This is a genomic window from Bradyrhizobium sp. SZCCHNS3052, from assembly GCF_032484495.1.
Lineage (GTDB): Bacteria > Pseudomonadota > Alphaproteobacteria > Rhizobiales > Xanthobacteraceae > Bradyrhizobium.
On record NZ_JAUETB010000004.1, the window covers coordinates 556,761 to 576,732 of the forward strand.

Sequence of the window (19,972 nt, forward strand, 5' to 3'; positions counted from 1 at the left end):
TTGCCTCAGCCATGCATCGCGAAGTGATGCGCGTCGTCCATCTGGACGATGTGGCTGTAGTCGGCGTGCGGCGCGTCGTGCACGGCCACCGGCGCGTGGTCGAAATTCGGCGGTACGATGCCGGTGTTGCCCGCATGGCCATGGTCGCCGAAATTGTCGACGATGATCGGGTTGTGCGACGAGCCCTCGCCGTGCAACGGGCCGGGGAAGCCGGGGCCGGGGCCCTGGCCGCCCTGGGCGTTGTCGGCGGACTGATGGATCGCCTGCGCGATCGAGTCCCAGAACCCGCCATGGCTGCCGCCGTCCTGTCCCGCATGAGCGATCTGGATGCTGCCGTCGCTGCGCAGGCCGTCCTGGGCCAGCTTGAAGACGTCGCCGATCGCCGCGCCGAGATCGCCATGGCTGAGGTCGTTGACCAGCGAGCCCAGGTCGTGGCCGATCGCGTCGAGCTGCTGCCCCAGAGAGTGGCTCAACTCGCCGGCGGTCTGTGCCAGCCCGTTGAGACCCTCGCCGACGAAATGGCCGACGCCATCGACGATGCCGGTGCCGACCGCATCGGCGCCGTGGGCGATGCCGGAGATCGCCTCGCCGATCGGTCCGCCGATCAGGTGGCCCGCGGCCGACGCCGTGTCGGTGACCACGCCGATGGCGCCGTCGGCCACCGCTACGCCGGCGTCGAAGCCGCCCTTCACCACGGCGCCTGCAGCGTCGAGCGCGTCCATGCCGACCTCGCCGGCCGTTCCGACGATGGTGCCGGCCATGCCGAGCGCGCCGTGGCCGACTGCGCCGGCGGCCTCCAGCCCGGCCTCGCCGAGGCCGACCGCGGTGTGTGCGAGGTCGCCGGCGACGTCGAGGGCGCCATGCGCCACGTCGCCACCGACCTTGAGCCCGCCGTCGACGATGTCGCCGCCGATATGCTTGACGTCGTTGATGACGCCGTCGATGTCGCCATGCACCAGGTGGCCGACCCCGGACGCCACGTCGCCGGCGACGTTGATCCCGGTATGGAGGACGTCGCCGCCGACATGGACCACGGTCGACGCGACGTCGCCTACGGTGTGAAGCAGGCCGCCGCCGATCGCCTCGGCACCGTGCCCGATCGCGCCGAGTACGCCGCCCACGGTATGGATGGCCTCGCCGCCGAGCGCGCCGATGCCATGCACCACGCTGCCCACGGCATGGGCCGCATCGCCGGCGACGTGCTCGACCGTATCGACCACGGCGCCCGCCGCACCGCCGACCGCACCCGCCACATCCTTCGCGACGTCCTTCACGTCGTCCACGGCGGAACTGACGGCATCTCCGATATCATCCCAAAAGCTCATGACCTGCTCCTCTCGGTTGCGTCACCTCGCCTCGGGTGACGCGCCGTTTGTCGCAGATCGCGTCCCGGCGCTCCGTGCGCGACATCACGCAGGCTGAGACGTGGCACGGCTCCGGCGCGAAGCCTGTCCGCGAGCCGCGTCATCCACCTCTTCGGGGGCCGCGGGGAGGGACATGCGTGGATGCCGGCGCAGGCCGGGCAACTAATTAGCAGGCTCTGATCGCGATCGTTCAGGGCGCATCGGTGTGATGCTCGGCGGCGGTTCAGGCGTGGCCGATCCAGCCATGCCAGGTCAGCGCTGTGAAGAATGGACGGGCATCGCGAAAGCCGCCGTCACGCAGGATGGCTTCATCCTCCCCTGGGCTCAGCATGTTGACGCTGGCATCGACGGTCGCGCGCATCGTCCTGGCCTGCTCGGGGTCTGTGCCGGACGCAACGGCATAGGCCGCGTACCGATCCAGCCACAGCGATCTCTCGACGGGCTCGTTGGGCAGGCAGCTATGGGCCACCACGAAAGGCGCTCCAGGGTGGAGCCGGTCGTGCACGGCGCGGACTGTCCGCAACCGTTCCGATGCTGCCAGAAAATGCAGCGTCAGCAGGCATGTCGCCGCGTCAAACGGGCCGGCCGGCGCATCGTCGATGGTGCCCTCGATCAGTTCGACCCGGCTCGTCCGCGCGCCGAGCGTGCGTTCGGCGAGTCGCAGCATCTGCGGCGCCGGATCGACGCCGACGAAGGTCCACGATGGTTGCGCTTCCGCCAACGCGGTGAGCTCGAGCCCGCCGCCCGCGCCCAGCACGAGCACCCTCGCATGTTCGGGCGCCCGCTCGGCCAGCAGGACCGCCGTCATCCGGTGCAGCCCGTCGAGACCGGGCACGAAGCGCCGTGGACCATCCGTGTAGCGCGCGACGAATTCGGGATCGGAAAACGCGCGGATGAACTGCTGAGCGCCGTCGGCAATGTCAGCCGGCATGACAAATGTCTCCTTTGCGAGGTCGCTTGCGTCGTTCGAGGCGGTCGTGGAAATCAGCGCTCAGCGCCGCCAGCGTGATGGCGCCGAGACGGGACAGCAGCAAGGTCTCGGCGGCCCGGATGGAGGTGTCGAGCGCCGCATTGACCGCCTGCTCGACGAGGCAGTCGGGAGTCTCGCTCCGATGGCCGATGGCGAACAGCGATGGACGCCCGAGTGAATCGTAGACGTCGCGCAGGGTGACGGTCGCCAGATCGCAGGCGAGCGTCCAGCCGCCGCCATGGCCTTTCTCGGAGCGCACATAGCCGCTGTCCCGGAGGCCCGCCATGATTCTGCGGATCACGACCGGATTGGTCTGCATCATCGCTGCGAGGGCCTCGGACGTGACCGGACCGTCGTGCTCCGCCATGTGGAGCAGGACGTGCAGGATGCCGGACAACTGGCTGTTGGGTCTCATGTAACTTTTAATATGACATGATATTCCAGCCGTCAACCGGCCGGCCCGGCCATGAAGGCTTGGGCGCCGACGCTGGCGCCTCTGCCCGTCGGGCGATTCGGTCCTGCATCCCGCGTGCGGCGGGCGGGTCCATGCCTCCCAACGATGAGAAACGCGCTGCGCGGAAAAACTGAATTTGCCCGCGCGTTCAAGCTGATTTGGGCTGTCCAGTCCCATCAGTAAAAATATGCCGCTTCTCAATTTCGGAATTTCGTGAATTATTCCGTCCGTCCCGCCTCATCGACGAGGGGCGCTGCGCGGTCGTCACGAAGCGTGGAGTGCGGGATGTGATGGGCGGGCCGGTTTGCAGCGTGATCATTCGCGCGGACGAACAACATCGGCTCGCACGGTCAAGTCGCGTGGTCCTGACCTCCCGATGCTGAGGTCAAGCCGGCTGTTGATGCCCCGCGCATCTCGCCGGTGATGGGGGCAACACAGCCCGGTCCCCAGGGAGATCGCGAAGCAGCCGTTAAAACTATCGCGCAGGGAGGGCCGGGTCGTCCGGCTGGACCTGTGGTACCTGCCGCCTGCATTTTTTTCGCAGGCGGGCCACGGGCCTCAGTCGAGGTCCGGCCTTCCCTGCACCCTCGCTTCGGAAGAGGGTGAGATCGATGCATCACTCGGACGCCAAGAGCGTCGCGAGGACAATGACGCGCGTCCCCAAATGCAGTTTGAGATTGCTGACCACGACGGCACCACAAACGCGATGCTCACCCTCCCCTGGAGGGGGAGGGTCGCCTCACGAGGAGCGAAGCGAAACGTGAGGCGGGGTGGGTGATGTCTCCGCGCGCAAAAGCATGCGTGGAGAGATCATCCCACCCCGCTCGCCCGCTTCGCGTGCGATCGACCCTCCCCCTCCAGGGGAGGGTGGCACCCGAGCGCGCGGCTAGCGTCCGGCGGCCCTCGGTATCTCGCCAAAAAAAGCGGCGCTCGATGGACGGCTTACTATTTGAATCCTGCGAACCGGCTGTCGAACGAGTTCGACTGCAGCACTGGTACGGCGCCGGAGACCAGCGCGGTCTGGGTCTGCGCGGGGGCCGAGGCCGTGGTGGCGGGCGCGTCGCCGGCGGCGGGCTTGAACGGCGGCCGCGCGGCGGCCTGCCGGGTCTCGGCGGGCTTCGCCGCGACCGGCTTGGGCGCAGGCTTGATCTCGGCGGGCTTGATCTCCGAGGGCCTGGCGTCCGCGGTCTTGCTCTCGGGCTTCGCGGTCGCAGCCTTGGTGTCGGCCGCGGCATTGCCGCCGATCCCGACCTTGCGGGCGAGGCTCGACATGAAGCTCGGCTTCTCCGGCGCACTGACGGCCGCCACCCGGGTGGAGGGCGCCGCTGCGGGAGCCGGAGCCGCACTGGCCGGCATCGCGGCGACCTCGTCGGCGCCGGGCGCGCGGGGCGGGTTGACATGACCGGGGATCGTGCCTGGCGCCGGCGTGAAATTGGCGAGCGACAGGCCCGGCGCTTCGCCGGCGTCGGACAGGCCGGTGGAGGCGCCCGGCACGCGGCTGGCGAAGATGGGGTTCATGCCGCCATCGATGCCGGTGTTGAGCTTGGCGACCGGCGTGCCCTTGGAGACGAGCTTGGCATATTCCGCCTCGTCCGCCTGCTGCTTGTCGCGCACGGCGGCGGTGATCTCGTCGGGCACGACGTAGGTCGGGCACTTGGCGGAGGCGTCGAACACCGGATCGTGCGTCGCGCCTGGCGGCTTCTGGGCGTCGAAGACGTACTTCTTCTCGCAGAAGTCGACCTTCGGCTCCTGCCGGGTGACTTCGAAATGGTCGTAGCCTTCCTTGATCATGCGCCAGAACGGCATGTTCGGATTGTTGCGGTGCCTGGCCATGTTCACCGGCGTCATCCGGAACGGATAGGCCTGGAACTGGAAGGCGCGCTGGCCGCCGAAGAAGGACTCGCGCCCGAGCGCATAGATCTCGGCGATCTGCTCGTCGGTCATCGCGAAGCAGCCGCGCGAGGAGCAGTCGCCATGCACCATCAGCTGCGAGCCGGTGCGGCCGAGCGCCTTGTCGAACGCGTTCGGATAGCCGGTGTTGAAGGACAGATAGTAGGCCGATTGCGGGTTCATCTGGCTCGGATTGATCGAGTAGAAGCCCTCCGGCGCCTGGCGGTCGCCCTCGCGCACCTTCGGTCCGAGATCGCCGGACCAGCGGCAGATCGGATAGGTCTTGAGCAGCGCGAACTTGCCCGAGCGGTCCTGCTTCCAGACCTCGAGCTCGGCTTCCTGCTTGAACACGCGGACCAGGATCGGCGACTGCAGATCCATGTCCTTCTCGCCCATCGTCGCGACGAGCTTCGGCGGCACCGGCTGGTTGGCCTTGGCGTTGGTGGCGAGCGCGACCTGATCGCTGTTGCAACCCGTCAGCAGCGCGCCGGCGGCCAACACCGCCGAGGTCATCAGAACCCGGACGAAAGCGCGGTTGATCAAAGCAAAGCTCCCCGCAAACCCGGCATGCCGCAACACCCCAGTCTCATCTCACGCGATCGGCCCGAAAGCTGGATAAATCACGGGTCGACCCTGCGTCATGCCGTCAAACCATTGATTAAAATTGTAGCCTTTGACCCCAAGCCTCGCAACCCGCGCTCCGGCGATGCCGAAAGGCCCCGGCCACTTTGGTCAACAACTCCTAAACAGCAGACCCCGCCGGCGGGGCCGAAATGCGGCCAAACGGCTGGAAAGACTCACAAAACCGCGAGCGCCGGGAGCTCGGCTCCGGCCCGGTCAGCCGAGCTTGCGGCCGATCTCGATGAACTTCTGCCGGCGCTGCTTGCGGATGGCGTCGGCGTCGAGCCCCTTCAGCTCGTCGAGCGCCTGGGCGATCGCCTCGCCGGTGGCGGCGATCATCGCCGCGGGATCGCGATGGGCGCCGCCGACCGGCTCCTTGAGGATGGTGTCGACCACGCCGAAGCGCAGCATGTCCTGGGCGGTGATCTTCATGCTGTTGGCGGCTTCCTGCGCCTTGGTGCCGTCGCGCCACAGGATCGAGGAGGCGGCCTCCGGCGAAATGACGCTGTAGATCGCGTGCTCCAGCATCAGCACCCGGTTGGCGGTGGTCAGCGCGATGGCGCCGCCCGACATGCCCTCGCCGGTGATGATCGCCACGTTCGGCACGCCGAGCGCCAGGCAGGCATCGGTGGAGCGGGCGATCGCCTCGGCCTGGCCGCGCTCCTCGGCGCCGATGCCGGGATAGGCGCCGGCGGAATCGACCAGCGACAGCACGGGGATGCCGAACCGTTCGGCCATCTCCATCAGCCTGACAGCCTTTCGATAGCCCTCCGGGCGGGCCATGCCGAAATTGTGCTTGAGGCGGGATTCGGTGGTGGCGCCCTTTTCCTGGCCCATCACGCAGATCGGCTCGCCGCGGAAGCGGCCGAAGCCGCCCAGCAACGCGGCGTCCTCGCCGAACTTGCGGTCGCCTGCGAGCGGGGTGAACTCGGTGATCAGGCCACCCACGAAGTCGGTGAAGTGCGGCCGCTGCGGATGACGTGCGACCATCGTCTTCTGCCACGGGGTCAGGTTGGCATAGAGCTCGGCCAACGCCTGGCCGGCCTTCTCCTCGATCCGGCTGACCTCCTCGCCGATGTCGGTGCCGGAGGCGGCCATCGCACGGAGTTCGTCGACCTTGGAATCGAGCTCGGCAACGGGCTTTTCGAAATCGAGGTAGCTGCGCATGGGATCCGGCATGGAAGAGCTGAAGGAAGAGCGCTGGGAGACGAAATCGGTTCGGCCTTCGGACCTGAAGCCGAAGGACTTCAGGAGCTTAGGGTACGATCGGTGCCCAGCCTCCAGGCATCGCGCCGGGATCGCGGGCAGGATGGCGCTCTTTCGGGGCAGACGGGCGCGAAGTCAAGCCGGCCGGGCGTCACGCCGGCGGATTTGGTTTCGGGAAGGTGTGAAGCGAGGTCAGGTCTCGGCCAGCGGGTGCAGGTCGCGCACCAGGCTCTTGAGCCGCTCCTCGACCACGTGGGTGTAGATCTGGGTGGTCGAGATGTCGGTGTGGCCGAGCAGGGTCTGGACGATGCGCAGGTCGGCGCCGTTGTGCAGCAGATGGCTGGCGAAGGCGTGGCGCAGCACGTGCGGCGACACCAGCCGGGCCGGCAGGCCGCTCGCCACCGCGAGCTCCTTGAGGTCGCGGGCGAAGTGCTGGCGGGTGAGGTGGCCGCTCTCGCCGAACGACGGAAACAGCCATTTGCCGAATGTCGCACTGGCCTTCTTCTCGGGCTTCAGCGCATCCAGGGCGGCGAGATAGTCGGCCATCGCCTGGCGCGAGGCCTGGTTCAGCGGCACCAGCCGCTCCTTGTTGCCCTTGCCGCGCACCACGATCATGCGGGCGTCGTTGCGCGCCGCGGTGCGCGGCAGCGCCACCAGCTCGGAGACGCGCAGGCCGGTCGCGTAGAGCACCTCGAGCAGGCAATACAGCCGCAGCGCGCGCAGCCGCTGCGCCGGCGAAGCGTCCCCGCCCTCGCTCAGCTCCTTGGCGCGGGTCAGCATCCGGTCGACATCGCCGATCGACAGCACCTTGGGCAGCGGCCGGCCGCGTTTCGGGCCCGACAGGATGGCGGCGGGATCGTCGCTGCGGATGCGCTCGCTCAGCAGGAAGCGAAACAGGTGCCGCATCGCCGACAGCCGCCGCGCCACGCTGGAGGATTTGAAACCCCTGGTGTCGAGATCGGCGAGATAGTCGCGCAAGGCCTGGGTGTCGGCCGTGGCGAAGCCGTTGGCCTTGCCGCCGAGAAATTCGGAGAGATCGGTGAGGTCGCGGCGATAGGCGTCCAGCGTGTTCTGACCGGCGCCCTGCTCGGCGGCCATCATGTCGAGGAAGAGGCTCATCAGCCCGGCGTCGGAGGCCTTGACCTTCATGTCGTGAAATCCGCTGCGTCCGAGGCGATCGAATCACTACGAGGTATTCGTGCCGGCACGGCGAGCGGTGACTGCAAATCTGGCCGATATCGCGGCGCCCGGCCGCCTCAGACAACCGCAAAATTCTTAATCAATGCCCTGTGGCTTTTCGGTTCGTCGCCGCGGCGCCGTTCATCTCTTCTGGAACCTGTCGGGCGGGATCGTCACCGTCATCTCGCGCGGCTTCGGATTGACGAAATTCGCCAGCGCGTAGATCGCGCCATAGACCACGCCGACGATGACGGCGATGACGGTCAGGAAGCGGAACAGGCTGGGCATGTCGGTCGCGCAGGCCACCAGAAAGGGAACGGTTTCATCCAACATGTTCGCATCGGCCTTGCAAGCCCGTCGGGCAGACCGGGCAGCTCGCCTTGGCTCGGGGGGACGGAACAGGATGCCTTTGAAAGCAGCAGGGGCTGGGTTAGAAGCCTGGAGATGACCGACACGACGCAACCCGCACCCAGCCCAGCCGCTCCGGAGGCCGCGATTCTCGCAGGCCTCGGCAAGCGACTGATCGTGCTGGTCGGCATGATGGGTGTCGGCAAGTCGACCGTGGGCCGGCGGCTCGCGGCGCGGTTGCGGCTGCCCTTCGTCGATGCGGACACCGAGATCGAGACCGCGGCCGGCATGACCATACCGGAAATCTTCGAGTCGCGCGGCGAGGACTATTTCCGCAACGGCGAGGCCAGGGTGATCGCCCGTCTGCTCGAAAATGGTCCGGCGGTGCTGGCAACCGGTGGCGGCGCCTTCATGCGCGAGGAGACGCGGCGGCGCATCCAGGAGAAGGCGGTCTCGGTGTGGCTCAAGGCCGATGCCGACGTGATCATGCGCCGCGTCCGGCGGCGGGCCGACCGGCCGCTGCTGCAGACCGCCGATCCGGAAGGCACGGTCGCTCGCCTGCTCGTCGAGCGCGAGCCGGTCTACCAGCTTGCCGATCTCACGATCTGCTCGCGCGATGTGCCGCATGATCGCGTTGTCGAGGACTGCATGGAGGCGCTGCAGGCGTTCTTCTCGCCACCGGAGACCGAGGCGGGGCCGGCCGGACCACAACCCGATCCAGTTCAACCCGATCCTCCGCAGGCGATGGGCGCGCTCCGATGACAGCACCACTGAAGCATTCCGATCCGATCATCGTCGACGTCGCGCTCGGCGAGCGCGCCTATGACATCGTCATCGGCCGCGGCGTGGTGGCTTCACTCGGCCAGCGGATCGCGGCACTGCGGCCCGGCGTGCGCACCGCCATCGTCACCGACCGTACCGTGGCCGCGCATTGGCTGAAGCCGGCCGAGGCGATCCTGGCGGAGGCGGGCATCCCGGCGTCCACGATCGTGGTCGATGAGGGCGAGGGCTCCAAGACCTATGCCGGCCTGGAGAAGGTCAGCGAGGCGCTGATCGCTGCCAGGATCGAGCGCAACGATCTCGTCATCGCGCTCGGCGGCGGGGTGGTCGGGGATCTCGCCGGCTTCGCGGCCGCCATCCTGCGCCGCGGCGTCGATTTCGTGCAGGTGCCGACCTCGCTGCTGGCGCAGGTCGATTCCTCCGTCGGCGGCAAGACCGGCATCAATTCGCCCCAGGGCAAGAACCTGCTCGGCGCCTTCCACCAACCGGTGCTGGTGATCGCCGACACGGCCGTGCTCGACACCCTGTCGCCGCGCCAGTTCCGCGCCGGCTATGCCGAGGTCGCCAAATACGGCCTGCTCGGCGATGCCAGCTTCTTCGCCTGGCTCGAGGCCAACCATGCCGACATCGTCAAGGGCGGTGCGGCGCGTGAGCACGCGGTCGCGACCTCCTGTCGCGCCAAGGCGGCGATCGTCGCCCGCGACGAGCGCGAGACCGGCGACCGGGCGCTGCTCAATCTCGGCCACACCTTCGGCCATGCGCTGGAGGCCGTGACCGGCTTCTCCGACCGGCTGTTCCACGGCGAGGGCGTCGCGGTCGGCATGGTGCTGGCGGCGCAGTTCTCGGCCGAGCTCGGCATGCTGCCGCCCGACGACGTCGTCAGGATCGAGCGTCACCTTGCCGCGGTCGGTCTGCCGACCCATCTGCAGGACATCGCCGGATTCGCCCAGGAGGGGATCGGCGACGCCGATCGGCTCTTGGCCTTGATGGCGCAGGACAAGAAGGTCAAGCGCGGCAAGCTCACCTTCATCCTGATGGAAGCCATCGGCCGCGCCGTCATCGCGAAGGACGTCGATCCGGCGCGCGTCCGCGACTTTCTCCAGGCCAAATTGCGCAGCAGAAGCTGATCCCGGGCTTTACGCCGTATTGAGCAGTGCCAACGGATCATCGGCGGCCTCCCTACAGAGCGACATCGGCGTCATGGACTGGTTCACACTCTCCGTCGTCATCCTCCTCCTCGCCGCCTCGGCCTTCTTTGCGCTGAGCGAGACCGCGCTGACCGGTGCCTCCCGCGCCTCGATGCTGCGGCTGTCGAAGCAGGGCAATCGCGATGCCGATGTGGTGTCGAGCCTGTTCGACATGCGCGAACGGCTGATCGGCGCCCTGCTGCTCGGCAACAACATCGCCAATATCGGCGCCTCCGCGCTGGCGACCGGTATTTTTACCGCCTGGTTCGGTGAGGTCGGCGTGCTCTACGCGACCGGCGTGATGACCGCGCTGGTCGTGATCTTTGCCGAGGTGCTGCCGAAGACGATCGCGATCAATGCGCCGGATCGCGTCTCGCTCGCGGTCGCCAGGCCGATGCGCGCGACTGTGTTCGTGCTCGGTCCGGTGCTTGCCGTGATCGAGGCGATCGTGCGCGGGCTGATGCGGCTGATCGGCTTCAAGGTCGGGGCCAATCAGCCGATCCTGTCGCCGACCGAACGCCTGCGCGGTGCCGTCGATCTGTTGCATCATGAAGGCAAGGTCGAGAAGCAGGACCGCGACATGCTCGGCGGCCTGCTCGATCTGCGCGAATTGCAGGTGTCCGACGTGATGGTCCACCGCACCGAAATGGTGATGGTGAATGCGGACCTGCCGCAGGAGGAACTGGTGCGCGAGGTGCTCGCCACCGAGTACACACGCATCCCGCTGTGGCGCGGCACGCCGGAGAACATCATCGGCGTGCTGCATGCGAAGGACCTGCTGCGTGCGATCCGCGCCGCCGAGGGCGATGTGTCGCACATCGACGTTGCTTCACTGGCGCTGCCGCCGTGGTTCGTACCGGAGATGCGCTCCGTGTCGGAACAGCTGAAGGCGTTCCGCCGGCGCAAGACGCATTTCGCGCTCGTGGTCGACGAGTATGGCGAGGTCGAAGGCATCGTCACGCTGGAGGATATTCTGGAGGAGATCGTCGGCGACATCTCCGACGAGCAAGATGTGCAGGTCGCGGGTGTGCGCCTGCAGCCGGACGGGTCCGTCGTCGTCGATGGCTCAGTGCCGATCCGCGATCTCAATCGCGCGATGGACTGGACGCTGCCCGATGAGGAAGCAACGACAGTTGCCGGTCTCGTCATTCACGAGGCGCGTTCGATCCCCGAGCGCGGCCAGAGCTTCACGTTCCACGGCTTCCGCTTTCGCGTGCTGCGCCGGGAGCGCAATCGCATCACCGCGCTGCGCATCGTACCGGTGCCGCGCGGCGAAACCGAGGAGGCGCGGCCGCGCCGTGCGGGCACGGCGTTCTAATTGGGGATCAAGCCTCGCCCGGCGCCTTCGCATGCAGCGCGAGCGCGTGCACCGAGCCGGCAAGTTCCGCTGCCAATGCGGCGTTGATCAGGCGGTGGCGATCGACACGGCTCTTGCCGGCGAAGGCCTGCGACACAATATACACGCGGAAATGGGTCTCACCGCTCGGCTGATGGCCCACATGGCCTTCATGCAGATGTGATTCGTCTTGAACATCGAGGCTTTCGGGCGAGAAAGCTTCGCGCAACTTATCGATGATAGCATCTCGGGTCCGCATGGTCTCTGGAAATACGCATCAAATTATTTTTCGTCAATCGGCGGTCCCCGCCTGAGGTATTCGCAATGTCAAGACTTGAAGCTTTTCGCGTTGCGTAGTCAAAGTCCGCCATGCCGATCGATTCAAACAAATTCTTCGACTCCATCCGCATCAAGCCCAAGAAACAGGCTGCGCGGCAGCCGGTGGTGCGCGAGGAGGCCCAGCCCTGTCAGTGGCCGGACTGCAAGAACAAGGGCTCGCATCGCGCGCCCAAGGGACGCGAGAACGCGCGCGAGTATTGGCACTTCTGTCTCGATCACGTGCGCGAGTACAACCAGTCCTACAATTTCTTCTCGGGGATGAACGCCGAAGCGGTCGCGCGCTATCAGAAGGATGCGCTGACCGGACACCGCCCGACCTGGAAGATGGGTGCCAACACGTCGGCCAAGCGCGGCACCGGCAGCGCCGAGGGCGATCTCGGCGATGCCGCCGATCCGTTCAGCGTATTCGCCGAGATCAACGGCCGCGGCAGTTGGCGTCCGGATCCCCGCTCGGCTCCCAAGGCCGAGACGCGCAAGGTCTTCAACGCCGAGCGCAAGGCGCTGCAGGTGATGGGCCTCGGTCCCGACGCGACGCTCGAGGATGTCAAGGTCAAGTACAAGGCGCTGGTGAAGCAGCACCATCCCGATGCCAATGGCGGCGACCGCTCCACCGAGGATCGCCTGATCGAGATCATCAAGGCCTACAACTACCTGAAGACGGTGGTGAAGGGCTGACGCGCGGCAGCGCGCGAGGCTGCCGCACGTCGCGTTGAAGGTATCAGGGCTTCGGCCCGATATAGGCCGAGCTCGGCCGGATCAACCGCCCGGTGCGCTGTTGCTCGCGGGCATGCGCCGTCCAGCCGGCGGCACGCGCCACCGCGAAGATCGGCGTGAACGCCTGGCGCGGAATCTTCAGCGCATCGAGCAGGATGGCGGTGAAGAACTCGACATTGGTGTCGAGCACGCGCTCGGGATTCTTCCGCCGCAGCGCTTGGCGGATGTAGGCCTCCACCTCGCTCGCAAACGGCAGGTCGGCCCCGCTGCCCGCCAGCCGCTCGATCGCGCTCTTGAGCACGTCGGCCCGCGGATCGCGCACGCGATAGATCCGGTGCCCGAACCCCATCAGCCGCTCGCCACGGCCAAGCGCCGCGTCGACCCACGGCCTGATGTTGTCGCGCGTGCCGATCGCGTTGAGCATCTCCAGCACCGGCTCCGGCGCGCCGCCGTGCAGCGGGCCGGTGAGCGCGCAATAGCCGGCGGTGACTGACGCGAACAGGTCGGCCTGGGTCGAGGCGACGACGCGCGCGGCGAAGGTCGAGGCGTTCATGCCGTGATCGCTGACGGTGACGAGATACGTGTCCAGCGCCGCCACCTCGCCGCTCTCGGGCGTGTCGCCGCGGACCATCCGCAACGTGTCTGCGGCGTGACCGGCGTCAGGGTCGGGCGCGATCGGCTGTGTTCCCTGGGCGCGCTGGACCAGGGCGCCGGCGATCACCGGGCAGGCGCCGACGATCGTGGCTTCGTCGTCGAGCCCGGGTTCGGACCGCAGCGCCGCGACGGCGGCGCGGAAGCCGTCGATGATCGACAGGCCGGAGGTCGCGGCGAGCAGCTCGGGCAGCCGGGCAAAGGCACGCTCGCGGGCACGGCCAAGGCTGGCGCGGACCTCGGCCTCGCCGACGGTGCGCTTCGTCGCCGCGCTCCATAGCCGGGCGGTCACGCCCTCGAAGCCGCTGGCGGCGGCGAGATCGGCCACGTGCGCTCCGGCGATGATGAGCTCCCCCTGCTGGCCGTCGACGTGGCTGAGCACGGTCTCGGCGGCGGCGATGCCGTCGAGGCCGATCGGGGTCTTGCCGAGCTGGATGGTCATGGCGAGGGTCTCCTTCGAGAATGATCACGCTGACAAGATCCGCCCAGTCGACAACTTGATCAATCTTGATTAAGCTGATCAATATGAAAAAAGACAGTGGACTTTACCTATCTGCCCGTGAAGCTTCGGCGGAACTCGCGATCTCGCCGGCCACCCTCTACGCCTATGTCAGCCGCGGACTGGTCCGCTCCGAGCCGTCTCCGAATTCGCGCAGCAACCGCTATCGCGCCGAGGACATCCGAGCCCTGAAGGAAAGGCGCGCACCGGCCCCCGAGCCGCGCGCCTTCCGCAGCTTCGATGCGGACCTCCCCGTGTTCGATTCCGCCGTGTCGACGATCACCGAAGCCGGTCCGATCTATCGCGGCGTCAATTGCGTCGACCTGGCCGTGCGCGGCACGCTGGAACATGCTGCGACGCTGCTGTGGGACGTGACCGCGCTCGATCCGTTTGCGCCGGGCAACCTTCCGGCCGTGTCGGAGGAGATGGGTTTCATCGCCGATGCTGCGCGGCGCGCGGCGCCGATCGACCGCGCCATCGCGGTGCTGGCGCTGGCGACACATGCTGATCCCGCGGCTTTCAACCGCGCTCCCGACGGGCGGGCGCTTGTCGGCGCGCGCATCGTTCGGCTTGTGGTTGCAACCATGTTGAACCAGCCAGCGTCAGCCGACCCGCTCCATGTTCAGGTCGCGCGGAGCTGGGCGCCCGGACATGAACATGCGCCGGACCTGATCCGCCGCACCCTGGTGCTGCTGGCCGATCATGAGCTGAACGCGTCGACCTTCACCGTCCGCTGTGCGGCGTCGACGGGCCTCAGCCTCTACGATGCCGTCATCGCGGGTCTGGCGGCGCTCAAGGGACCGCAGCACGGCGGCGCCGGCGTGCTGGCGTCGCAACTGGTGAAGGCACTCATCGATCGCGATGTCGCGCCGCTGATCCGCGAGCGGGTGGCGCTCGGCGAGCGTTTCGCCGGTTTCGGCCACGGCGTTTACAAGCACGGCGACCCTCGCGCCATCTCGCTGCTGGAGGCCCTGACGCGCGCCGGTGCGCCGCGCAAATTCACCCGCGAGGTGCCCGAGCGGATCGCGGAAGCGACCGGCGAATTCGTGAACATCGATTACGCGCTGGCCGTGCTGGTTCACAGCCTGCGGCTGCCCCCGGGAAGCGAGCTGGCGCTGTTCGCGATGGCGCGCTGCGTCGGCTGGATCGCCCATGCCTGCGAGCAGCTGCAGTTCGGCCGCCTGATCCGGCCGCGCGCCCGCTACACCGGACCCATCCCGGGGCGCGGCGCTACCCTGGAGACGCTCTAGCGACCGCCGTCCGCCTATTCCGCCGTGCCGGCCGCCAGCTGCGTTTCGCGTCGCTTCCGCACGAGCCACAGCACGAGCCAGACCACGATCGTGCCCGCGACAGTCGCGATGATCCAGGTGGACTTGGCGATATGGCTATGATGCGGAATGCCGCCATAACGGTGCAACAGCTGCACGGCGAATACTCCGGGCAGGACATGGGCGCAGGCCCACAGCACGATGGCAGGGATGTTCACGGCGTAGAAGCGGGGCGGAGGGATGTCGAGCGCGCCGGCCGTGATCGGTACGACGGCGCGGATCGGCGCGATAAAGCGGGCGAAGAAGATCGCCAGGGTGCCGAAACGGTGGAACAGGGCCTCGCTCTGCGCCACCAGGCGCGGATAGTTCGAGAACGGCCGGCTCGTCAAGATCTCGCGCTGCCTGCGATGGCCGACCCAGAACGCCCCGCCGTCCCCCAGCACCGCGCCCAGGATCGCCGCCGCCAGCACCCATTGCAGGGTCAGCTCGCCGCCCGGAATCAATGCGCTCAGCGCCAGGATGATGGTCGTGCCTGGAACCACCGAGCCCACGATCGGGATCGCCTCCAGCAGGGCGGCCAGAAACAGGGTGAGATAAGCCAGTCCCGCATGCGCTGAGACGAAGGCAATGAGGGGATCGAGCAGATGGGCCACGCGGTTCCTGTTGGTGCAGAGGGTGGGCGGGGAGCTCCTCGATAAGTAGGAACCCCGGCTCGGGGTGCCACGTCGAGATCCTGGGAAGAGCCGGTGGGCGAAAAGGTGGCACGATTCGCAGGGCAGCCTTTCGAAAACGGCCACTCATGCCTATCTCGATGATATAACGACGGAACTTTGATCAAGGCTTAGGCTTCTGCCCGCGCGTGCTCTCTGCTAGGCTGGCGTCGAAGCCCTTCAACCGCAGCCAAACATGAAATCTGGTTTCGGGAATGCCCGGGACCTCGGAGGATGAATGACGACCGCCGCTACGACCAATGCGCAGGAGATGACCGGTGTGCCCGACATGAAGGTGTCGGTGCGGCAGGTGTTCGGGATCGACAGCGACCTTGAGGTGCCGGCCTTTTCCGCAAGCGACCCGCATGTTCCCGAAGTCGACGCCGACTACCGCTTCGACCGCGCCACCACCCTTGCGATCCTGGCTGGCTTCGCCAAGAACCGCCGCGTGATGGTGACTGGTTACCACGGGACGGGCAAGTCGACCCATATCGAGCAGGTCGCGGCGCGACTCAACTGGCCCTGCGTGCGCGTCAACCTCGACAGCCACATCAGCCGCATCGACCTCGTCGGCAAGGACGCGATCGTGGTGAAGGACGGCAAGCAGGTCACCGAATTTCGCGACGGCATCCTGCCCTGGGCGCTGCAGCACAACGTCGCGCTGGTGTTCGACGAATATGATGCCGGCCGCCCCGACGTGATGTTCGTGATCCAGCGCGTGCTCGAAGTGTCGGGCCGCCTGACCCTGCTCGACCAGAACAAGGTCATCAAGCCGCACCCGGCGTTCCGTCTGTTCGCGACCGCCAACACCATCGGGCTCGGCGACACTTCGGGCCTCTATCACGGCACCCAGCAGATCAACCAGGGCCAGATGGACCGCTGGTCGATCGTCACCACGCTCAACTACCTCGCCCATGACGAGGAGGTCGAGATCGTGCTGGCCAAGGCCAAGCACTATCAGAACCCGCAGGGTCGCGACACCGTCAACAAGATGGTGCGGCTCGCCGACCTCACGCGCAACGCCTTCGCCAATGGCGATCTGTCGACGGTGATGAGCCCGCGCACGGTGATCACCTGGGCCGAGAACGCCGAGATCTTCAGTGACATCGGCTTCGCCTTCCGTGTGACGTTCCTCAACAAGTGCGACGAGCTCGAGCGTCCGCTGGTCGCGGAATTCTATCAGCGCTGCTTCAATGCGGAGCTGCCGGAATCCTCCATCAACGTGGCGCTGAGCTGACACACCGGCGTCGTTCTGGCCTCGGGCCGGGACCCATACGCCGCGGCCTCTCTCGTCGGGTGATGCGGGAGAGCGAGTGCGAACAAACGAACGCCGGTGGTTATCGGGCCTGGCGTTCGCCGGGACGATAGCCGCAGGAATCAGATGACCACACCGAGCAACAAGCCCCGTCCTGGCGTCAAGGAAGCACCGACCGAACCTTTCAAGAGGTCGGTCACGGGGTGCCTGCGCGCGATCGCCAGGGCGCCTGAGCTCGAAGTCTCCTTCGCGGCCGAGCGTCCCGGCCTCGCGCCGGGCAAGGCCCGGCTGCCGGAGCCGGCGCGCAAGATGACCAAGCGCGACGCCGCCGTCGTGCGCGGCCATGCCGACTCGATCGCACTGAAGCTCGCCTGCCATGATCCGAAGATTCATCGCAAGCTGATCCCGGGCAATCCGCAGGCGCGTGGCGTGTTCGAGGCGGTCGAGCAGGCGCGTGTCGAGGCGATCGGTGCAAAACGCATGGCCGGCGTCGCCAAGAATCTCACGGCGATGCTCGATGACCACTTCCATCGCGGCAAGTATGACGAGATCACCGACCGCGCCGACGCACCGCTGTCGGATGCGCTGGCGATGCTGGTGCGCGAGCGGCTGACCGGCATGGCGCCGCCGAACGCGGCGCGCAAGGTGGTCGATCTCTGGCGTCCGTTCCTCGAGGACAGGATCGGCCAGCGCCTCGATGAGCTCGGCCGTTTCACCGAGGACCAGGCCAAGTTCGGCGACCTGGTTCACGATCTGCTCTCGGCGCTGGATCTCGGCGACGAGCGCAACGCGGATTCGGAAGAGGACGAGGACAACGACGACAATCGCGATAGCGACAATGAGCAGTCCGGCGCCGAGGGCTCGCCGGATTCCGACGCTGCCCAGGAGATGAGCGCCGACCAGGCGCAGACGACGTCGGACGAGATGTCGGAGAGCGCGATGGAGGCGGCCCAGGCCTCGGCGTCTGACACGCTCGACGACGGCGAACTCGGCGACGACGAGACGCCGGGCGAGGCGACGCGTCCGAACCGCGGCGGCGCCAATGAGCCGCGCGGCCCCGAATATCACGCCTTCGCGCCGAAATTCGACGAGGTCATTGCCGCGGAAGACCTGTGCGACCATGACGAGCTGGAGCGGTTGCGCTCCTATCTCGACAAGCAGCTCGCGCATCTGCAGGGCATCGTGGCGCGGCTCGCCAACCGGCTGCAGCGCCGGCTGATGGCGCAGCAGAACCGCGCCTGGGAGTTTGATCTCGAGGAGGGCATCCTCGATCCGGCGCGGCTGTCGCGCGTCGTCATCGACCCCTATCAGCCGTTGTCGTTCATGCGTGAGAAGGAAGCGACCTTCCGCGACACCGTGGTGACGCTGCTGCTCGACAATTCCGGCTCGATGCGTGGGCGGCCGATCACGGTGGCCGCGACCTGCGCCGACATTCTCGCGCGCACGCTGGAGCGCTGCGGCGTCAAGGTCGAGATCCTCGGCTTCACGACGCGGGCGTGGAAGGGCGGACAGTCGCGCGAGGCGTGGCTTGCCGCCGGCAAGCCGGCCAATCCCGGCCGCCTCAACGACCTCCGCCACATCATCTACAAATCGGCCGATGCGCCGTGGCGGCGGGCGCGCAAGAATCTCGGTCTGATGATGCGCGAGGGGTTGTTGAAAGAGAACATCGACGGCGAGGCGCTCGACTGGGCGCACAAGCGCCTGCTCGGGCGTGCCGAGCAGCGCAAGATCCTGATGATGATCTCGGACGGTGCGCCGGTCGATGACTCCACGCTGTCGGTCAATCCCGGTAACTATCTCGAGCGGCATCTGCGCCACATCATCGAGGAGATCGAGACCCGCTCGCCGGTCGAGCTGATCGCGATCGGCATCGGCCACGACGTCACGCGTTACTACCGGCGCGCGGTGACCATCGTCGATGCCGAGGAGCTCGGTGGCGCCATCACCGAGAAGCTCGCCGAATTGTTCACCGAGACCCACGCGGCGCCGCAGCCTGCGCCGGGGCAAAAGCGCAGGCTGCATTCGTAAGCGGCCGTCGGCCGGCTGCGTCCCTCCTCCGGCTCGGAGGAGGTGGGGGAGGGGGCTCCGCTAACGATGTCGCTGCAGGCGATTGCCGACCGCAGGCGCTTTCTCGCGCTGACCATCGGCGGAGTGTCGGCATTCGCATGGTCCAGGGCGGCTTTTGCGCAGCTTGCGCCGGCGCCGGTTCGCAGACGCGTCACCATCGACGAGCACTCCGTCACATCGGCGGTCAAGATCGAGGTCAACGCGCGACCGCTGCCCTCGTTCGACCTCCGCGATCGGACGCATCTGCGCTTCGGGATGCTGCAATATCGCAGCGGCGTGGCGCTGACCTCGTCTTTTCCCGGCTTCGGCGGCCTGTCCGGCATCCGGCTCGATGCCAAGGGTGAACGCTTCCTCGCGGTCAGCGACAAGGGCGGCTGGTTCACTGGCCGCATTGCCTATTCCGGCCGCGAGATCGCGGGGCTCGCCGATGTCGAAGCGGCGCCGCTGCTTGGTCTGGACGGACGTCCCATCACCGATCGCGGTTGGTATGATTCCGAGTCGCTCGCGCGCGACGGAGACATCGTCTATGTCGGCCTCGAACGCGTCAACCAGCTCTTGCGCTACGACTTCGCCAAGGGTGGAACCGGCGCGCGCGGCGAGATCGTGCCGCTGCCGCCAGCCGCCAAGCGGCTGCCCCACAACAAGGGACTGGAGGCGTTGGTGGTCGTGCCGAAGGGCCTGCCGCTCGCCGGCACCCTGATCGCGCTCTCCGAGCGCGGTCTGGACCCGAACGGCAATCTGCTGGCCTTCCTGATCGGCGGACCGGCCGCGGGACAGTTCAGCATCGTTCGCAGCAACGACTTCGACGTCAGCGATGCCGTGCTGCTGCCGTCGGGCGATCTTCTGGTACTCGAACGCAAGTTCTCGCTGTTCAACGGGGTCGGCATTCGAATCCGCCGGCTGACGCTGGCGCAGATCGCGCCGGGCGCGCTGGTCGATGGTCCGGCGATCTTCTCCGCCGATCTCGGCCAGGAGATCGACAATCTCGAGGGCATCGATGCGCATGTGACGCCGGAGGGCGAGACCGTGCTGACGCTGGTGTCCGACGACAACTTCTCGATGATCCAGCGCACGCTCCTGCTGCAGTTCACGCTGATGGAGTGAGCTGCGACGCCGCTGCGGCGGCTCGCGTTG

The 19,972-nt window shown here is 67.2% G+C and carries 18 protein-coding genes; 8 read left to right on the forward strand and 10 right to left on the reverse strand.

The features are described from left to right. Positions 1 to 5 precede the first annotated feature (5 nt). The 7 genes from QX073_RS17415 to QX073_RS17445 form a co-directional block, all read right to left on the reverse strand. On the reverse strand, positions 6 to 1,325 hold the full coding sequence (locus QX073_RS17415) for a hypothetical protein (protein WP_315715216.1): 1,320 nt from the start codon (positions 1,323 to 1,325) through the stop codon (positions 6 to 8). A 262-nt stretch (positions 1,326 to 1,587) separates the two neighbouring features. Continuing rightward, on the reverse strand, positions 1,588 to 2,295 hold the full coding sequence (locus QX073_RS17420; protein WP_316226085.1) for a class I SAM-dependent methyltransferase: 708 nt from the start codon (positions 2,293 to 2,295) through the stop codon (positions 1,588 to 1,590). Continuing rightward, a complete protein-coding gene (locus QX073_RS17425) occupies positions 2,285 to 2,749 on the reverse strand; it encodes an Rrf2 family transcriptional regulator (protein ID WP_315735202.1) in 465 nt (154 codons plus the stop codon). Before QX073_RS17425 ends, QX073_RS17420 begins: the two co-directional genes overlap by 11 nt. 984 nt (positions 2,750 to 3,733) lie before the next feature. Then, a complete protein-coding gene (locus tag QX073_RS17430) occupies positions 3,734 to 5,221 on the reverse strand; it encodes a murein L,D-transpeptidase family protein (protein ID WP_316226086.1) in 1,488 nt (495 codons plus the stop codon). A gap of 294 nt (positions 5,222 to 5,515) precedes the next feature. After that, entirely contained in the window at positions 5,516 to 6,478 is a 963-nt protein-coding gene (locus QX073_RS17435; protein ID WP_315825525.1) for an acetyl-CoA carboxylase carboxyltransferase subunit alpha, read from the reverse strand. Between the two features lie 219 nt (positions 6,479 to 6,697). Further along, positions 6,698 to 7,654, reverse strand: coding sequence for a site-specific tyrosine recombinase XerD (gene xerD / locus QX073_RS17440; RefSeq protein ID WP_316226087.1), 957 nt, complete (start codon positions 7,652 to 7,654; stop codon positions 6,698 to 6,700). Positions 7,655 to 7,825: 171 nt separating this feature from the next. Next, positions 7,826 to 7,972 (reverse strand): histidine kinase, encoded by a 147-nt coding sequence (locus QX073_RS17445; RefSeq protein ID WP_315715424.1) that lies wholly within the window; start codon positions 7,970 to 7,972, stop codon positions 7,826 to 7,828. 156 nt (positions 7,973 to 8,128) lie between these two features. Here QX073_RS17445 and QX073_RS17450 point away from each other — a divergent pair, with 156 nt between their 5' ends. The 3 genes from QX073_RS17450 (at position 8,129) to QX073_RS17460 (ending at position 11,317) form a co-directional block, all read left to right on the forward strand. After that, a complete protein-coding gene (locus tag QX073_RS17450; protein WP_315715223.1) occupies positions 8,129 to 8,794 on the forward strand; it encodes a shikimate kinase in 666 nt (221 codons plus the stop codon). Continuing rightward, positions 8,791 to 9,939 carry a 3-dehydroquinate synthase gene (gene aroB, locus QX073_RS17455; RefSeq protein ID WP_315715224.1) on the forward strand — a complete coding sequence of 383 codons (1,149 nt, stop codon included), beginning with the start codon at positions 8,791 to 8,793 and terminating at the stop codon, positions 9,937 to 9,939. Before QX073_RS17450 ends, aroB begins: the two co-directional genes overlap by 4 nt. 73 nt (positions 9,940 to 10,012) lie before the next feature. Beyond that, entirely contained in the window at positions 10,013 to 11,317 is a 1,305-nt protein-coding gene (locus QX073_RS17460; protein ID WP_315715225.1) for an HlyC/CorC family transporter, read from the forward strand. Between the two features lie 7 nt (positions 11,318 to 11,324). Here the strand turns inward: QX073_RS17460 and QX073_RS17465 are convergent, their stop codons facing one another. Next, complete coding sequence (locus tag QX073_RS17465) at positions 11,325 to 11,594, reverse strand: BolA family protein (RefSeq protein WP_316166243.1); 270 nt, start codon at positions 11,592 to 11,594, stop codon at positions 11,325 to 11,327. Positions 11,595 to 11,704: 110 nt separating this feature from the next. Here QX073_RS17465 and QX073_RS17470 point away from each other — a divergent pair, with 110 nt between their 5' ends. After that, a complete protein-coding gene (locus tag QX073_RS17470; RefSeq protein ID WP_315715227.1) occupies positions 11,705 to 12,349 on the forward strand; it encodes a J domain-containing protein in 645 nt (214 codons plus the stop codon). Positions 12,350 to 12,392: 43 nt separating this feature from the next. Here QX073_RS17470 and QX073_RS17475 read toward each other — a convergent pair whose 3' ends face one another. Then, positions 12,393 to 13,481 (reverse strand): citrate synthase/methylcitrate synthase, encoded by a 1,089-nt coding sequence (locus QX073_RS17475; protein ID WP_316226088.1) that lies wholly within the window; start codon positions 13,479 to 13,481, stop codon positions 12,393 to 12,395. An 83-nt stretch (positions 13,482 to 13,564) separates the two neighbouring features. Here QX073_RS17475 and QX073_RS17480 point away from each other — a divergent pair, with 83 nt between their 5' ends. Continuing rightward, positions 13,565 to 14,788, forward strand: coding sequence for a citrate synthase family protein (locus QX073_RS17480; protein WP_316170982.1), 1,224 nt, complete (start codon positions 13,565 to 13,567; stop codon positions 14,786 to 14,788). A gap of 14 nt (positions 14,789 to 14,802) precedes the next feature. Here the strand turns inward: QX073_RS17480 and QX073_RS17485 are convergent, their stop codons facing one another. Continuing rightward, the gene (locus QX073_RS17485) at positions 14,803 to 15,459 is read right to left on the reverse strand and encodes a DedA family protein (protein WP_316226089.1); all 657 of its coding nucleotides are present in this window, start codon (positions 15,457 to 15,459) and stop codon (positions 14,803 to 14,805) included. 295 nt (positions 15,460 to 15,754) lie between these two features. Between QX073_RS17485 and cobS the strand changes: the two genes are divergently transcribed. The 3 genes from cobS to QX073_RS17500 all read left to right on the forward strand — a co-directional run bounded on the left by cobS (position 15,755) and on the right by QX073_RS17500 (position 19,942). Then, a complete protein-coding gene (gene cobS / locus QX073_RS17490; protein WP_315715231.1) occupies positions 15,755 to 16,753 on the forward strand; it encodes a cobaltochelatase subunit CobS in 999 nt (332 codons plus the stop codon). A 144-nt stretch (positions 16,754 to 16,897) separates the two neighbouring features. Next, complete coding sequence (gene cobT / locus QX073_RS17495) at positions 16,898 to 18,799, forward strand: cobaltochelatase subunit CobT (RefSeq protein WP_316226090.1); 1,902 nt, start codon at positions 16,898 to 16,900, stop codon at positions 18,797 to 18,799. Between the two features lie 66 nt (positions 18,800 to 18,865). Further along, positions 18,866 to 19,942 (forward strand): esterase-like activity of phytase family protein, encoded by a 1,077-nt coding sequence (locus QX073_RS17500; RefSeq protein WP_316226091.1) that lies wholly within the window; start codon positions 18,866 to 18,868, stop codon positions 19,940 to 19,942. Positions 19,943 to 19,972: the final 30 nt, after the last annotated feature.

Bases quoted from the DNA above. Each gene is read 5' to 3' on its own strand.
- aroB (WP_315715224.1), top strand. From the start codon at position 8,791: ATGACAGCACCACTGAAGCATTCCGATCCGATCATCGTCGACGTCGCG.
- QX073_RS17445 (WP_315715424.1), bottom strand. From the start codon at position 7,972: ATGCCCAGCCTGTTCCGCTTCCTGACCGTCATCGCCGTCATCGTCGGC.
- QX073_RS17460 (WP_315715225.1), top strand. From the start codon at position 10,013: ATGGACTGGTTCACACTCTCCGTCGTCATCCTCCTCCTCGCCGCCTCG.
- QX073_RS17500 (WP_316226091.1), top strand. From the start codon at position 18,866: ATGTCGCTGCAGGCGATTGCCGACCGCAGGCGCTTTCTCGCGCTGACC.
- QX073_RS17415 (WP_315715216.1), bottom strand. From the start codon at position 1,325: ATGAGCTTTTGGGATGATATCGGAGATGCCGTCAGTTCCGCCGTGGAC.
- QX073_RS17420 (WP_316226085.1), bottom strand. From the start codon at position 2,295: ATGCCGGCTGACATTGCCGACGGCGCTCAGCAGTTCATCCGCGCGTTT.
- QX073_RS17470 (WP_315715227.1), top strand. From the start codon at position 11,705: ATGCCGATCGATTCAAACAAATTCTTCGACTCCATCCGCATCAAGCCC.
- cobT (WP_316226090.1), top strand. From the start codon at position 16,898: ATGACCACACCGAGCAACAAGCCCCGTCCTGGCGTCAAGGAAGCACCG.
- QX073_RS17465 (WP_316166243.1), bottom strand. From the start codon at position 11,594: ATGCGGACCCGAGATGCTATCATCGATAAGTTGCGCGAAGCTTTCTCG.
- cobS (WP_315715231.1), top strand. From the start codon at position 15,755: ATGACGACCGCCGCTACGACCAATGCGCAGGAGATGACCGGTGTGCCC.
- QX073_RS17475 (WP_316226088.1), bottom strand. From the start codon at position 13,481: ATGACCATCCAGCTCGGCAAGACCCCGATCGGCCTCGACGGCATCGCC.
- QX073_RS17480 (WP_316170982.1), top strand. From the start codon at position 13,565: ATGAAAAAAGACAGTGGACTTTACCTATCTGCCCGTGAAGCTTCGGCG.
- QX073_RS17425 (WP_315735202.1), bottom strand. From the start codon at position 2,749: ATGAGACCCAACAGCCAGTTGTCCGGCATCCTGCACGTCCTGCTCCAC.
- QX073_RS17450 (WP_315715223.1), top strand. From the start codon at position 8,129: ATGACCGACACGACGCAACCCGCACCCAGCCCAGCCGCTCCGGAGGCC.
- QX073_RS17435 (WP_315825525.1), bottom strand. From the start codon at position 6,478: ATGCCGGATCCCATGCGCAGCTACCTCGATTTCGAAAAGCCCGTTGCC.
- xerD (WP_316226087.1), bottom strand. From the start codon at position 7,654: ATGAAGGTCAAGGCCTCCGACGCCGGGCTGATGAGCCTCTTCCTCGAC.